Source organism: Nocardia sp. No.11 (genome assembly GCF_038752175.1).
GTDB classification, from domain to species: Bacteria; Actinomycetota; Actinomycetes; order Mycobacteriales; family Mycobacteriaceae; genus Nocardia; species Nocardia canadensis.
Genome location: NZ_JBCGFB010000038.1, coordinates 1 through 14,718 on the forward strand (window position 1 = coordinate 1; position 14,718 = coordinate 14,718).

A 14,718-nucleotide genomic window follows, 5' to 3' on the forward strand; every position below is an offset into this window, starting at 1 on the left:
CACCGGCGCCATCCCGCTCACCACCGAGGACCGCCGGGTCGTCGTGATCGGCTCGGGCTTCGGCGGCGGGGTGACCGCGCTGCGCCTGGCCGAAGCGGGCGTCCCGGTCCTGCTGCTCGAGCGCGGCAGGCGCTGGGCGACGGGCCCGAACTCCCAGACGTTCCCACTGGCCACCCGCCCGGACAAGCGGATGCTCTGGTACCGCTCCGATCCGATGGTGTTCGGCCGACCGCTGGTGTTCGAGCCGTATGCCGGTCTGCTGGAAGCGGTTCCGGGCGCCGGGATGACCGCGCTGTGCGCCGCCGGACTCGGCGGCGGTTCCCTGATCTACCAGGGCATGTCGCTGCAACCCGCGCGCGAGGTGTTCGAGACGCACTTCCCGGCGGGACTGGACTGGGGCCGGATGGACCAGGTCCACTATCCCCGGGTGGCCCGCATGCTCGGGCTCGCCACCGCCCCGGACGAGTTGGTCGCCCATGAGAACTACGCCGCCGCGAGAATCTTCGCCGACCGCGTGCGTGGCGCGGGCCTGCCGCTGTCGAAGATCCCGATGCCGATCGACTGGAACTACGCCCTCGCCGAACTGCGTGGGGAGATGACGCCGTCCTATACCAACGGCGACGGCGCGCTCGGTGTGAACAACGGCGGCAAACACTCCGTCGACGTCACCTATGTCGCCGCGGCGGAAGCGACCGGCCTGGTCGAGGTGCGCACCCTGCACGAGGTGACCGGGATCGAGCGCGCCGCCGACGGGCGCTGGGTGGTGCGCGTCGACCGGGTCGACACCGCGGGCACCGTACTGGAGAACAAGGTCATCACCACCGGCGCGCTGGTGCTGGCGGCGGGCAGCCTCAACACCACCCGGATGCTCGTGCGGGCCCAGGCGCTGGGCCACATCCCCGATCTGCCCGACGAGCTCGGCCGGGGCTGGGGGACCAATGCCGACCGGATCTACGTGTGGCGCGACGGATCGGCGGGATTCGGTGCGGCACAGGGTGGTCCGGTGGTCTACGGCAGCAAGAACTGGGACGACCCGCGGGCCGCCTTCACCGTCATCCAGGCGTCGATCCCGTCGCTGCCGGTCGACCCGGGCGCCACCATGCTGGTCGGCTACGGCGTCAGTTCCGGGCGGGGCGAGTTCGGCTACGACGCGGGCGCCGATACCGCGACCCTGCGCTGGCCCGGCGACGGTGACCGGGCGATCCAGGACGGTCACATCGATCCGGCGGTGCGGCGCATCGCGGGCCCGGGCAGCACGCTCATCGACACCAACGCCCTGTTCCCCTCGACCTGGCATCCCCTCGGCGGGGCGAATATGGGCGCGGTCTGCGATCTCGACGGTCGCGTCCTCGGGCAGCGTGGGCTCTACGTTCTCGACGGGGCGCTCATGCCGGGCAATACCGCGGCGTGCAATCCGTCGATGACCATCGCCGCGGTCGCCGAGCGCGCGCTGGAGAATCTGGTCCGTACCGACGTGGGCACGCTGATCTGAGCGGGGATCGGCGCGCCACCGAGGTGGCGCGCCGACCGTCGATCAGCCCGCGGAACCGGGGAGCACCGCGGAGCCCGTCGAGGGCGGCCGCGGTCCGGCCGAGCCGAGGTCGGCGTCGAAGGAGCCGGTGCCGCTGCCGAAGTCGGCGTCGACCGAGCCCATCGAACTGCCTGTCGGCGGACCGATTTCGACCGAGCCCGAGGGCCACAGGTCCCAATCGAGACCGCCGGCGGCGTTGGCGGTGCCGCCCGCACCGAGCAGGGTTCCCGCGGCGAGCACGGCCAGCAGGCCCGCCCGGGTGGTGGACTTACGAATGGACATGGGGTGATACCTCCGAGCACTTCGCTGTGATAGCGCTCATACAGTATCTGAAATATGACAGTTTCATACCTGTGATCGACGGCCGACTTCCATCTGCACGCGATAGCGGTCGGCGCGATACCAGCTGTGGGTGTGCTCGATCGGCACCTCCGCGCTGAACGACACCCGGTCGAAATGCAGGACGGGAGCGCCCTTCTTGACGCCGAGCAGCATCGCGACGCCGGACTCGGCGCCCTGGGCGTCGACGGTCTGTTCGGCCCGCTCGATCGGCCTGCCGTAGCGATCGGCGGTCGTCCGGTAGATCGAACCGGTGAGGTCGTGCGAGATCAGGCCGGGCAGCAGCTCGGGGTTGAACCAGGCGTCGTCGACGCTCACCGGCTCCTCGTCGGCCAGCCGCAGCCTGCGCACGTGGTAGGCGTCCGTGTCCGGCGGCAGCCGCAGCGCGCGGGCGGTGGCCTCCGGCGGCACCGCTTCCTCGGCGACCAGCACCAGGGTGGTCGGCTGATGTCCGAGGGCGCGCATCTCCTCGGTGAAGGAGGCCAGATGCAGTCGCGACTGCACCGGCCGGTGCGCGACGAAGGTGCCCTTGCCGCGCACCCGGACCAGATAGCCCTCGTTGACCAGCTGCCCGATCGCCTCGCGTACGGTGATCCGGCTGACGCCGTAATCCTGCATGAGGTTGCGTTCGCTGGTCATCAGATCGCCCGGCTGTAGCTCGCGCGTGCATTTCTGCAGCAGGATCGCGCGCAGCTGTTCGTGTTTGGGCACTGCGCTGTCGCGCAGCGGTGCGGGCATGAAGGTGGCTCCTTCGGTGAGGGTGCACCGGTCCCTACTGGTCCTGTCCGGTGTGTTCGAGAATACGCGACGGCGACCCCTCGGCCCAGGGAATTCTCCTCCGGAACGCCGAAAGCCCCGCTGACCGAGGGTATCGGTGCGGGGCCTGCGGTGGAACGGGTGATCAGGACAGCGCTTTGGCCTTGAGCTGTTCGTATTCGGCCTGGGTGATCGAGCCTTCGTCGAGCAGCCGCTTGGCGTCGGCGATCTGCGCCGCGGGATTGGTGCCCGCGGTCTCCTTGATGTAGGAATCCTGCGCCTGCTGGATCTTCGCGGCCTCGGCGTTCGAGCGCTCGGCCATGCCCTGACCGCGCACGATCAGGTACACCAGCGCGGTGAGGAACGGGAAGATGAGCAAGCAGACGATCCAGATCGCCTTCACCCAGCCCGAGGTCTTGTGATCGCGGAAGAGGTCTCCGATGATCATGAAGAGCATGAGCAGGTAGGCGACGAACGCGAAGCTCACAATGATGAGCCAGATGACTTCCCAGAATGACATGGCACACCTCGAGGGGGAGAGGGATCGATCGTCTGTTGTGGGGCGATCGATTGAAGCACGCTTCTTGCTGGAAAATTGCCGGTCGTCGGGTGTTTCGTTGACCCTGTTCAGGGTGGGTACCAGTCAGCGTACGCGTCAGGACCCGGACGGCACAGGTGGCGGCGCGTCGCCGCCACCCGCGAGTCAGCGGATGCCGGGGGTGGCCGGGTTGTTGCCGACGCAGCCGAGGACGACGCAACCGGGCGGCCAGTCGGAGAACGGCGGCTTCGGAGTCTCGCCCAGGCAGTCGAGGAAACTGCACCCCGGGTAGGCGTATGGCCCGATCCCGAAGGTGCCCAGCAGCGCGTCGGGACGCGCGATCATCGGATCGGTGACGCTCACGTCCGGGCGTTCCCGGTACGGTCCGGGATCGGGGAGTTGCTGGTCGACGAAGGCCGAGACCAGCGTGCGCATCACATTGTGGGTGTAGGTGGACGAGGCACCCGGCGTCGCGACGCCGGTCCAGTTCAGCATCAGGCCCAGGCTGGGCACGATGTAGCTGTCGTTGCGCAGCATGCCCGACATCTTCACCGCGTCCAGCGGCAGGCCGGGGAACTCGAGGACGCACGGCGCGCCGTTGATCACGAACAGGAAGCCGTAGCAGGGCATGCTCGCCGAGGGTGACAGCGCCGCGCGCATGTAGTCGTCCGAGATCACCTGCTGATCGTTCCAGCGACCCCGATTGCCTACGAGCAGGCCGAGTTTGGCGAAGTCGTCCGGTGGCAGGATCAGATGCGCGTGGCCGTAGGTGTTCCCGGCGCGGTCGCGGGCCCAGAAGTAGTCGCCGCGGGCGATGCCCAACGGGTCGAACAGCTTTCGCTGCGCGAAGCTCTGGAAGTCCTCACCGACGGACTGCCCGATGACATAGACCAGCAGGTCCACCGCGCGCTGGCTGTAGCGGAACATGGTGCCCTGCGGGCGCTCGATCGGCATCGCCAGCGCCTGGGCGACGACGTTCGGATCCAGTGCGGCCAGCCCGGTCGCGCCCTCGGCGGCGACGGCGACCTCCATCCCGGAGGACTCGGTGAGCAGGTTGCGCACGGTGATCGACCGGTGCGCCTCGTCGCCGAGACCCGCGGGCAGATAGCGCCCGATCGGCTCGTCGATGTCCAGCCTGCCCTCGTCCACGGCCAGCCCCGCGACCAGCGCGACCACGCTCTTGGTCCCGCTCCACAGATTCCAGGCCACGCCGCCGGATTCGGCATTGCGCGGCCCCGTGGCGACCAGGCAGTTGTTCCGGTACAGCTGGATGTTGAACCGGGTGGTGTCGATCGCCAGATTCATGGCGTCGGCGAGCCGCGCGGGGTCGAAGGCGGCCTCGGCGGGCGTCGCGGTCTGCGGCGTGCGCCCCGAGCTGACCTCACACTGCTTGGCGGTCACCGGTTCGGCCTGCGCCACCGTGGGCAGCAGTGCACCCGACGTCAGCGTCAGCGCCGTAACCGCCGCTGCCACAACATGTTTCAGATAGCTGCGCACTCCACCCTCCAGAAAGAGATTCCGGAGGTGAATCGTGAACAGTCACGTTCTTGTTACGGGTGCTCAGTTTCCGTACGGCTTGCACACGTCGATCGCGGTGTCCTTGGCGGCGTTGAACGTGTCGATCACGCCGTTGAGTTCGTCGGTCGGCGCGCGGCGCTCGAGCGTGTCGGCGAGGGTATTGGTGTTGTCGCGGTAGGAGCGCAGCGGCGTGGCCAGGGTCGAGATCACGTCGTTGGTGATCTTGCGGCCCAGGTCCTTGGCGTTGTTGCGCAGCGTGGTGACCGCGTCGTTGGCCTTGGCGTCGGTGTCGGCCGCCCTGGTGTTGCTGGCGTCGATATAGGCGTTGAACGCGGTCACCGAGCTCTTGTTGGCCGCGCGCAGGCCGTCGCAGGCCGCGTCGTTGGCCTTGGCCACCCGCGCCGCCGACGAGGCGGCGACCTCGGAAGTGTAAGAGGCGAGGTCGGTCTGGTTGGCCTGCGCGTCGCCGGGCACCTGCTTGGTGCAGGCGACCAGGACCAGGCCGGTCGCCACGGCCACGAGCGCCGTGCCGACCCCCATTCGTTCCCGTTGTCTCATGTCTCCCTCTCCTCCCTCGGGACCGTCGGCCCGCGGATTGCGCCGGAGCCGAACATATCGACCGTACTGGCTGGAGGCGGGTGACGTCAGCTCGCGGTGGCGATTTCGATGACCAACCGAGACGTCGACCGGTCGCGGCGCCGGGACCGGCTGCCCCGGCGCCGCTCCCGCTCAGCTCTGGCCGAGCATGCCGCGCATGGTGGCGATCTCGGCCTGCTGATCGGCCACGATCGCCGTCGCCAGCTGCCGCGATTCAGGGTTGACGCCGCCGGCGAGCTCGGTCTGGGCCATGGCGACCGCGCCCTCGTGGTGGGCGATCATCATCTCCAGCCACTGCTTGTCGAAATCGGCGCCCTGGGCGGATTGCAGCGCGCTCATCTGCGCGTCGGTCATCATGCCGGGCATGGCGTGCCCGTCGTGGCCGCCGCTCGCGCTGGGCGCCGGCTTGCCGAAGCCGGCCAGCAAACCGGTGATCTGCTGCATCTCCGGCGCCTGAGCCTTCTCCACCTGCGCGGCCAAGGCGATCAGCTGCGCGTTCTGGGTGTGCGTCGGCACCATCTTCGCCATGTCGACGGCCTGCGCGTGGTGCGGGTACATCATCTGCAGGAAGGTGACGTCGGCATCGTTGAAGTCGGTGCGGGCAGCGGCCGACGGCGCGGCCGAGCTGGTGGTGCTCGTCGCGGAGTGGGTGTCGTGCGTGGCCGTGTCGTTGTCGTCGCTACAACCCGCGGCGAGCAGCAGGGCGCTCGCGGCGGTGACGGCGAGAACGGTGGCGCGGGTACGGCTGATGGACATGGTGATCCTCCTGGGGATTCGATGTGGATGTGATTCGGTCCCGCCACCGGCGAAGCCGGGGCGGTGGACCTGTCAGATCCGCAGAATCGCCAGTTGGGACAGGGTCAGGACGGTCCACGGCGGCGGGCGCTCGCGCCTGCCCCGCCAGGGCCGGGCGGCGGCGGCGCCGCCGGTCGAGTCGTCGTCGGTGAGCCGGTAGAGCAGGACCAGGGTCAGGGCGGCGGCGAGCGCGGCCAAGACGAAGACACAGCCGTGGATACCCGCGCGCTCGTCGCACTCCGATGTCCCGCAGCCGGATCCCATCGCGTGCTTGTCGTCACCGGGGCGGGCGATGTGGGTGGCGTCGGACCCTGCGGCGGCGGCCGCGAGCCGGCTGTCGCCGGGGGGTGCGATGTCGGTGTCCGTGAGCTGGTCCTCGCCGGGGAAAGCGAGGTGCGCGGCGGCGTCGACTGAGCCGGTGGCGGCGAGTGGGTCGTCGCTGGGGAGGGCGGCCGCGAGCAGGCCGTGGTTCGGCGGGCCGTCGGCGAGACCGGAGGTCGTGGTGTTCGCGCTGTCGCTCGGTGCCGGAGCGGCGTGCCTCACCGCGGCGGTGTCGAGCGTGGCCGGGAGGGCATGCGACTCGGACGCGGTGTCGTGGGCGTGGGCGGTGCCGAAGACCGCCGAGTGCATGGCGACGATTCCGGCCAGCAGCGCCAACACCGCGAGCACCCTGGCGATGCCGGGTGCGCGCACGCGCGAATGCTGGTCGGTCACGACGCCCAGTCTAACCAGCGCGATCGGGGGACCCGGAATACCCGCACACGGTAGGGGTAGCGGCTACGGGCTCGCGATGTCGACGACCAGGCGCGGCGGGTCGGTCAGCGTGGTGACCGCGAACGCGGGCGCGTCGGCGTCGACACCGATGAACGACTGGGTGGTGCCCTCGTACACGATCTTCTTGTAGACGCCGGTGATGTTCGGGACGTTCGGGTCGGTCACCGGGTCGGGCCCGGCGAAGGGCGGCACCGGGGAATCGAACGGATAGGCCGATCCGAGAATGCGCACCTCGAGAATCGAGCGACCGGCCACATCGACGGTCTTGCCGCTGCCGTCCTGAACCGCGCGATCGGTGTACTCGACCTGCCAGCCGGGGGTGCCGGTGCCGCCGAGCTCGAAGACCACCCGGTCGAAGCCGGGCTGCTTGCCGATCCTGATGTCGGTCACGGTCAGGGCCGCGCCCGCCGAGGCCGCGCCGGACTTGGGGGCGTTGTCGCTGGGCGCCGCGCCGGTGGCATCGGCGAAGGTGCTGGTGGTGCTCGTCGGAGGTGGCGTAGCCGCCGGCGCGTCGTCGGTGCCGCAGCCGGGCAGTGTCAGCGCGGCGAGGGCGACCAATCCGAACACGAGAGCGTTACGCATGAGGCTGATGGTACGCAGGGCAGGCGCCGTGACGAGGGCACGAACGTGGGTGTGTTCGGGCTACGGTGAGTTTGCTGGAGTGCCGAACCGCGCGCGGAGCGGCCCGATCGCCGCTGGTGCCGTGCTCGGCCCGCGGTGGCGACGGATTCGCCCGCCCGCCCGGCCGCCGTCACCGCGATGTTCGGGGCCGGTCTCTGTTCGTTCATCTGGCCGAAACATTGGGGAACAACGGGATTCGTGAGATCGGCCGGCTCGCGCCGGTCTGCAAGGGTGTCGCAAATCGGCGGAAGCTGTTCGTGCCCATCGGAATACCCACTCCCATTACGCACTGTGAGCAAGGCCACCGGCGGATATCAGGGCCGGATGTGACGGTGGGGCAACGATCTAGCACACTTGTCGCGTGGACAGAGTCGAGGACGTATTCACCCGGCTGCGCCGGTATCCGGACGTGGAGGCGCCGAACCTCTATGCCGTCGACGCCGCCGACCGTTTGCTCCTCGACACCGCGTCCGAGGCTCTGGCAGCGGTGGGTAGCGGCGAGGTTGCGGTGATCGGCGACGCCTACGGCGCACTCACCATCGGCGCGGCCACCCGCCACGACCTCACCGGTGTGCGGGTGCATCAGGACCTGCTCACCGGGGAACTCGCGCTCGCGGGCAACGCCAAGAACCTCGGCCTGACCGACCGCTACACCGCGCACGGCCTCGACGCCGAGTTGCTGACCGGTGCGCGGGTGGTGCTGATGCGCCTGCCCCGGATGCTGTCGGGGCTGGCCGAGATCGCCGAGGCCGTCGCCAGGTACGCCGCGCCGGAGGTCGTCGTGTTCGCGGGCGGCCGCGACAAGTACCTCACCCCGGCCATGAACGAGGTGTTCGCCGAATCCTTCGGGCAGGTGCGCGCGGGCCGGGGCAGGCAGAAGTCCCGGGTGCTGGTCGTCGCGGAGCCGAAGCCGGTCGGCGAGTCGCGGTTCCCGGTGGCCGAGCGCATCGCCGAGATCGACGGTGACGTGCTCGCCTACGGCGCCGCCTTCTCCGGGCCCCGCCTCGATATCGGCACCCGCTTCCTGCTCGAGCATCTGGACCGGATGAAGCCCGACGCGCGCGAGGCCATCGACCTCGGTTGCGGCACCGGCATCCTCGCGGTGGCGCTGGCCAAGTCGCGGCCGCACCTGCGGGTCGTCGGCACCGATCAGTCCGCCGCGGCGGTCGCCTCGGCCCGGGCGACCGCGGCCGCCAACGGTGTCGCCGACCGGGTGACGGTGGTGCGCGACGACGCCATGTCCTCGGCCGCCGACAACAGCGCCGACCTGGTGCTGTGCAATCCGCCGTTCCACGTCGGCGCGGCCGTGCACACCGGCTCGGCGATCAAGATGTTCGCCGAGACCGGCCGGGTGCTGCGGCCGGGCGGGGAGCTGTGGACGGTCTACAACTCGCACCTGAACTATCGCGGCGTGGTCGAGCGGATGGTCGGGCACACCGATGTGATCGGCCGGAACCAGAAGTTCACGGTGACGCGGTCCGTTCGTGGTCTGCGCGACGTACAACGATAGAGCCGGTCGGACGCGGTAGAGTCCGATTTGTCCGGTCGGGCGGTGCGGCGATCCGCTGGGAACTATGTCCGATCACGACGCGTTGTACAGGGCAGTTGGAGCTGTTGCCCGCCGTCAGGCGAACAGCGACTATTCACTCCAAGAAAGGCGCACGGTGCGTACCTCATCGAATCCGGTGTTCAAGAACTTACCTCGCCAGGAGGGTGTCGGCGGTTACGCGAACTTCGGTTCGGGCGTGGCCGGCGCGGGTCAGCTGGGCAACCAGCAGCAGTACGGCGAGTACGGGCAGCAGTACGGCCAGCAATTCCAGCAGGCCCCCGCCACCCGCGCGATGACCATCGACGACGTGGTCACCAAGACCGGCATCACCCTCGCGGTGCTGACCGTCGCGGCGATCGCCTCGTTCGCGCTGTCCTCGGCCAACCCCTCGCTGGCTCCGCTGTTCGTCATCGGCGGCGGCCTGATCGGCTTCGTGCTGGTGATGGTCGCGAGCTTCGGCCGCAAGATGGACAACCCCGCCATCGTGCTGTCCTACGCGGCGTTCGAGGGCCTGTTCCTCGGCGCGCTGTCGCTGATGTTCACCGACGTGACCTTCGGCGGTGTGGGCGGTAGCGCGCTGATCGGCCAGGCGGTGCTCGGCACCTTCGGCGTGTTCTTCGGCATGCTGGTCGTCTACAAGACGGGCGCGATCCGGGTCACCCCGCGCTTCACCCGCATGCTGCTCGGCGCCATGGTCGGCGTGCTGGTGCTGATGGTGGGCAACCTGATCGCGAGCTTCTTCACCGACGGCGGCTTCGGCCTGCGCGACGGTGGCGCCCTGGCGATCGTGTTCAGCCTGGTCTGCATCGCCATCGCCGCGTTCAGCTTCCTGCTGGACTTCGACGCCGCCGATCAGCTGATCCGCGCCCAGGCCCCCGAGAAGGCCGCCTGGGGCGTCGCCCTCGGCCTGACCGTCACCCTGGTCTGGCTCTACGTCGAGATCCTGCGCCTGCTGAGCTACTTCCAGCGGGATTGACAGCCGAGACATAAAAGAGCGGCCCACCGAATTCGGTGGGCCGCTCTTTTATGTCTATCTCAGCTGAGGCGCTCGATCACGAGGGCCATGCCCTGGCCGCCGCCGACGCACATGGTCTCGACACCGAACTGCTTGTCGTAGGTCTGCAGGTTGTTCAGCAGGGTCGCGGTGATGCGGGCACCGGTCATGCCGAACGGGTGGCCCAGCGCGATGGCGCCACCGGAGACGTTGAGCTTGTCCTCGTCGATCTTCAGCTCACGAGCCGAGCCGAGCACCTGCACGGCGAAGGCCTCGTTGATCTCGAACAGGTCGATGTCGGAGACCGACTTGCCCGCCAGCGCCAGCGCGCGCTGCACGGCCTCGACCGGGCCCAGGCCCATGATCTCGGGGGACAGGCCGGACACGCCGGTGGAGACGATGCGGGCCAGCGGGGTCAGGCCCAGCTCCTTGGCCTTGGTGTCGCTCATGATGACCAGCGCGGCCGCGCCGTCGTTGAGCGGGCAGCAGTTGCCCGCGGTGACGGTGCCGTCGGGACGGAAGACCGGCTTGAGCTGGCTGACCGCCTCGTAGGTGACGCCGGCGCGCGGGCCGTCGTCCTTGCTGACGACCGAGCCGTCGGGCAGGGTCACCGGGGTGATCTCGCGCTCGAAGAAGCCGTTCTTGATGGCCTCCTCGGCGCGGTTCTGCGAACGCACGCCCCAGTGGTCCTGGTCCTCGCGGGAGATGCCGGTCAGCGTCGCGACGTTCTCGGCGGTCTGGCCCATCGGGATGTAGACGTCGGGGAGCAGGTTGTCCTCGCGCGGGTCGTGCCACTGGCCCGCGCCGCCCTCGGCGGTCTTCTTGGTGCGGGCCTCGGCCTCGGCGAACTCGGGGTTCTTGGTGTCGGGCCAGCTGTCGGCCGAGCCCTTGGCGTAGCGGGAGACGGTCTCCACACCGGCGGAGATGAACACGTCACCCTCGCCGGCCTTGATCGCGTGGAAGGCCATCCGGGTGGTCTGCAGCGACGACGCACAGTAGCGCTGGACGGTGGTGCCCGGCACGGTGTCGAGGCCCAGCTGCACGGCGACGTTGCGAGCCATGCCGAAGCCGCCCTCACCCGCGGGGGAGCCGGTGCCGAGCATGATGTCGTTGATCGTGCTCGGGTCGAGCGCGGGGACCTTGGCCAACGCGGCGCGCACCATCTGGGCGGTCAGGTCATCCGGACGCATACCCGCCAGGGACCCCTTGACGGCACGGCCGATGGGGGAGCGGGCGATGGAGACGATAACGGCCTCGGGCATGAGGACTCCTTTTCGGATGGTTCTGTGAACGGCTGTTTACCTTGCCGGTCTTTCGTGAATCTACGTCTCGCCGTGCGTGACGGGAAGGGCAGGTCGGCTGCGCACCGCCTCGACGAGGACCGGAAGCAGCTGGGCGGCGGCCAATTCGTACCCCGCCGCGGAGGGGTGGAATCCGTCGGTGGCGAACAGTATTTCCGGGGCGGCGCGGAACTCCGAGGCGACCAGTGGTGAACCCATCGGCACCGGGGTACCACCTGCCAGCGTGGTGGCGACGGTCTGCGCCTTGGCCAGACGCACGCTCCAGTTCGCCACCACCGTGCGCAGCGGCTGCTGGATCGCGGTGACGGTGCCCAGGTTCGGGCAGGTGCCGACGACGACCAGCGCGTCGGCCGCGTGCAGCCGCGACACCGCGGCGGCCAGCCTGCGCGCCGAGGCCCGGATGGAGTGCTTCTTGGTGATGTCGTTGGCACCGACCAGGATGACGGCGGCGTCCGGCGGCGGCCCCGCGACGAACATCGCGTCCACCTGCCCGGCCAGGCCCTTGGAGGTGGCGCCGGAGATCGCCTTGGTGCTGAGCCGGATGCGCGAGCCGGTGGCGTCGGCGAGCCCGCGCGCCAGCCGCACGCCCGGGACGTCGGCCGCGCTCAGGCAGCCGAGTCCGGCGGCGGTCGAGTCACCGAAGATCATCAGGTGCAGGTCGCTGGGTACGCCCTTGCGCCACGGTTCGGGCAGCTGCGCGCCGGGAGCGTAGACGCCGTCGGCCTCCGGTGGTTTGGAGGTGTCGCGCCCGATGACCGCGCGCGCCGCCCCGGCCTGCGTCATCAGCAGTCGATACGTCGCCCAGGAGACGGTGCCCGCACTCGATCCGGCGAGCACGGTGGTGGCCCCGGTGACGACAGCGGTCCGCCAGCTGATTCGAGGTGCGCTCACATCCGAAAATTCTACGGCGCGAATCGGCCGCGCAGCAGCTGCCGGACCGGCCGAGCGCGGCGCCGCCGGTGGTGCCACTGCTCACAGGATCCGACCAGGTCGCGACGTCGAGCTACGGCTCTGCAACGATGGGGGTATGCGTATCGCGGATCATGTCGTCGACCTCATCGGCAACACCCCTCTGGTTCGGCTGAACTCGGTGGTCGGCCCGAACGCGGGCCTGGTCGCCGCCAAGATCGAATACCTCAACCCGGGCGGCAGCTCCAAGGACCGGATCGCGGTCAAGATGATCGACGCCGCCGAAGAGGAAGGGCTGCTGAAGCCGGGCGGCACCATCGTCGAGCCCACCTCGGGTAACACCGGTGTCGGCCTCGCGCTGGTCGCCCAGCAGCGCGGCTACAAGTGCGTGTTCGTCTGCCCGGACAAGGTCAGCGAGGACAAGCGCAACGTCCTGCGTGCCTACGGCGCCGAGGTCGTGGTCTGCCCGACCGCCGTGCCGCCGGAGCACCCGGACAGTTACTACAACGTCTCCGATCGCCTGGTCCGCGAGATCGAGGGCGCCTGGAAGCCCAACCAGTACGCCAACCCGGGCGGCCCGGACAGCCACTACGAGACCACCGGTCCGGAGATCTGGCGCGACACCGAAGGCAAGGTCACCCACTTCGTCGCCGGCGTCGGTACCGGCGGCACCATCACCGGCACCGGCCGCTACCTCAAGGAGGTCTCGGGCGGCAAGGTGAAGATCATCGGCGCCGATCCCGAGGGCTCGGTGTACTCCGGCGGCACCGGCCGCCCGTACCTGGTCGAGGGTGTCGGCGAGGACTTCTGGCCCTCGGCCTACGACCCGAGCGTTCCCGACGAGATCATCGCCGTCTCCGACGCCGACTCCTTCGAGATGACCCGCCGCTTGGCCCGCGAGGAGGGCCTGCTGGTCGGTGGCTCCTGCGGCATGGCCGTGGTCGCCGCGATCGAGGTCGCCCGGCGCGATCCCGACGCCGTGGTCGTGGTGCTGCTGCCCGACGGTGGCCGCGGCTACCTGTCGAAGATCTTCAACGACAAGTGGATGAGCTCCTACGGCTTCCTCACCACCCCGCTGGAGGCCGGGCCCGAACCGCTCGTCGGCGACGTGCTGCGCGGCAAGTCCGGCGCGCTGCCCGACCTGGTGCACACCCACCCGTCGGAGACCCTGCGCGACGCGATCGAGATCCTGCGCGAGTACGGCGTCTCGCAGATGCCGGTCGTGGGCGCCGAGCCGCCGGTGATGGCGGGCGAGGTCGCCGGCAGTGTCACCGAGCGCGACCTGCTCTCGGCCGTCTTCGAGGGCCGGGCACAGCTGACCGACTCGGTGGCCCAGCACATGAGCCCGTCGTTCCCGCTGATCGGCTCGGGCGAACCGCTGTCCACCGCCACCAAGGCGCTGTCCGACTCCGACGCCCTGATGGTCGTCGAGGACGGCAAGCCGGTCGGCGTCATCACCCGCCACGACCTGCTCGGCTTCCTCAGCACCGGCTCCATCGGCCACTGAGCCCGCTGCCGCCCCGCGCGCCGGGGCGGCAGCGGTGCCCGGCTAGCGGGTGAGCGCGGAATGCAGGGCGACCCACTGTTCCGGGTGGACGTAGGCGACCACGGTGTCATCGGCGATGCCCGCCTCGGCCAGGGCCGCGTCCACGCCCTGGTATCGGGCGCGCAGCGAGGCGCGCACCGTGCCGCCGACCCCGGAGAATCCGGTGCGCACCAGTTCGGTGTAGGAGTCCCGGTGCGCGACAAGCGGTTCCGGACGCCGGTCGATCCGCAGGATGGCGGAGTCGACGGCGGGGACCGGCCGGAAGCTGGTGCGGTGCACCTGTCCGTGCAGCCGCCAGCCGAACCACGGCCAGCTCGTCGCGGTCAGCAGACTCCACCGCCCGTAGTCGCCGGTGCGTTTGCGCGCGTATTCCCGCTGGGTGAGCAGGGTCGCCGAGGTGAGCGCCGGTGCGGCCAGGCACCAGTCGACGATCTCGGAGGTCACCGAGAACGGGATGTTCCCGACCACCGCGAACGGCGTGCGCGGCGCCTTGGCCTTGGTGAAATCGCCACGCACCACGCGGATTCCGCGCTCGGCCCTGGTCTGCGCCGAGAGTTTCGCCGCCAGCAGCGGATCGATCTCGTAGGCCGTGACCCGCGCGCCACGGCCGGCCAGCGCCCGCGTGAGGACGCCTTCCCCCGCGCCGGGTTCGAGTATCTCGCCCGCCGGATCGGCGACCGTCAGCATCGCGTCGACGGCCGTCCGGTCCACCAGAAAGTTCTGCGAGAGCGTCCTTCTCGCCAGATCGCGCGGCGTCCGGCCGCCGCCGCGCCCGGTGACCTTGCGCTGAGTGTGTGAGTAGTTTCGGTGTGCAAAATCCTGCGCCACGGCAGTTGCCCCTTCGGGTCATCGAGTAGGTGAGAGCTCGATGGGCCCTGGGCGCGCCGGTGGACGCCGATGAGGTATCCGCGTCCGCTAGCGGGCCAGAGCCCGGGCGGAGCGGATGCGAA

General features: G+C 69.7%; 15 protein-coding genes. 4 read left to right on the forward strand and 11 right to left on the reverse strand.

Annotation, left to right across the window (positions count from 1 at the left end; translation table 11 throughout):
• A partial coding sequence (locus V8688_RS14435) for a GMC oxidoreductase (protein WP_342801015.1) occupies positions 1-1,492 on the forward strand: 1,492 nt, incomplete at its 5' end.
• Positions 1,493-1,534: 42 nt separating this feature from the next.
• Here the strand turns inward: V8688_RS14435 and V8688_RS14440 are convergent.
• The 8 genes from V8688_RS14440 to V8688_RS14475 all read right to left on the reverse strand — a co-directional run bounded on the left by V8688_RS14440 (position 1,535) and on the right by V8688_RS14475 (position 7,430).
• A complete protein-coding gene (locus V8688_RS14440; protein WP_218719491.1) occupies positions 1,535-1,813 on the reverse strand; it encodes a hypothetical protein in 279 nt (92 codons plus the stop codon).
• A gap of 63 nt (positions 1,814-1,876) precedes the next feature.
• A complete protein-coding gene (locus V8688_RS14445; protein ID WP_316576043.1) occupies positions 1,877-2,608 on the reverse strand; it encodes a GntR family transcriptional regulator in 732 nt (243 codons plus the stop codon).
• Positions 2,609-2,771: 163 nt separating this feature from the next.
• Positions 2,772-3,146 carry an SHOCT domain-containing protein gene (locus tag V8688_RS14450; RefSeq protein WP_218719493.1) on the reverse strand — a complete coding sequence of 125 codons (375 nt, stop codon included), beginning with the start codon at positions 3,144-3,146 and terminating at the stop codon, positions 2,772-2,774.
• 183 nt (positions 3,147-3,329) lie between these two features.
• Positions 3,330-4,637, reverse strand: a complete 1,308-nt coding sequence (locus V8688_RS14455) for a serine hydrolase (RefSeq protein ID WP_218719494.1) — start codon at positions 4,635-4,637, stop codon at positions 3,330-3,332.
• Between the two features lie 87 nt (positions 4,638-4,724).
• Positions 4,725-5,240 (reverse strand): hypothetical protein, encoded by a 516-nt coding sequence (locus V8688_RS14460; protein WP_255588074.1) that lies wholly within the window; start codon positions 5,238-5,240, stop codon positions 4,725-4,727.
• Positions 5,241-5,411: 171 nt separating this feature from the next.
• Positions 5,412-6,035: a DUF305 domain-containing protein gene (locus V8688_RS14465; protein ID WP_218719495.1), complete on the reverse strand. Its 624-nt coding sequence runs from the start codon at positions 6,033-6,035 to the stop codon at positions 5,412-5,414.
• A 72-nt stretch (positions 6,036-6,107) separates the two neighbouring features.
• Positions 6,108-6,788, reverse strand: a complete 681-nt coding sequence (locus V8688_RS14470) for a hypothetical protein (protein ID WP_342801016.1) — start codon at positions 6,786-6,788, stop codon at positions 6,108-6,110.
• A 63-nt stretch (positions 6,789-6,851) separates the two neighbouring features.
• Positions 6,852-7,430 carry a hypothetical protein gene (locus V8688_RS14475; RefSeq protein ID WP_218719497.1) on the reverse strand — a complete coding sequence of 193 codons (579 nt, stop codon included), beginning with the start codon at positions 7,428-7,430 and terminating at the stop codon, positions 6,852-6,854.
• Positions 7,431-7,830: 400 nt separating this feature from the next.
• On the opposite strand from V8688_RS14475, the gene V8688_RS14480 reads away from it, so the two are divergent.
• Positions 7,831-8,979, forward strand: a complete 1,149-nt coding sequence (locus tag V8688_RS14480; protein ID WP_342801017.1) for a methyltransferase — start codon at positions 7,831-7,833, stop codon at positions 8,977-8,979.
• Positions 8,980-9,133: 154 nt separating this feature from the next.
• A complete protein-coding gene (locus V8688_RS14485; RefSeq protein WP_218719499.1) occupies positions 9,134-9,994 on the forward strand; it encodes a Bax inhibitor-1/YccA family protein in 861 nt (286 codons plus the stop codon).
• Between the two features lie 59 nt (positions 9,995-10,053).
• Here V8688_RS14485 and V8688_RS14490 read toward each other — a convergent pair whose 3' ends face one another.
• The gene (locus V8688_RS14490) at positions 10,054-11,274 is read right to left on the reverse strand and encodes an acetyl-CoA C-acetyltransferase (protein WP_218719500.1); all 1,221 of its coding nucleotides are present in this window, start codon (positions 11,272-11,274) and stop codon (positions 10,054-10,056) included.
• Between the two features lie 60 nt (positions 11,275-11,334).
• Complete coding sequence (locus V8688_RS14495) at positions 11,335-12,204, reverse strand: SGNH/GDSL hydrolase family protein (RefSeq protein WP_342801018.1); 870 nt, start codon at positions 12,202-12,204, stop codon at positions 11,335-11,337.
• A 136-nt stretch (positions 12,205-12,340) separates the two neighbouring features.
• Here V8688_RS14495 and V8688_RS14500 point away from each other — a divergent pair, with 136 nt between their 5' ends.
• Positions 12,341-13,729 carry a cystathionine beta-synthase gene (locus V8688_RS14500; protein ID WP_218719502.1) on the forward strand — a complete coding sequence of 463 codons (1,389 nt, stop codon included), beginning with the start codon at positions 12,341-12,343 and terminating at the stop codon, positions 13,727-13,729.
• Between the two features lie 42 nt (positions 13,730-13,771).
• On the opposite strand, the gene erm is transcribed toward V8688_RS14500, so the two are convergent.
• Positions 13,772-14,596 (reverse strand): ErmE/ErmH/ErmO/ErmR family 23S rRNA (adenine(2058)-N(6))-methyltransferase, encoded by an 825-nt coding sequence (gene erm, locus V8688_RS14505; RefSeq protein WP_218719503.1) that lies wholly within the window; start codon positions 14,594-14,596, stop codon positions 13,772-13,774.
• Between the last annotated feature and the right edge of the window lie 122 nt (positions 14,597-14,718).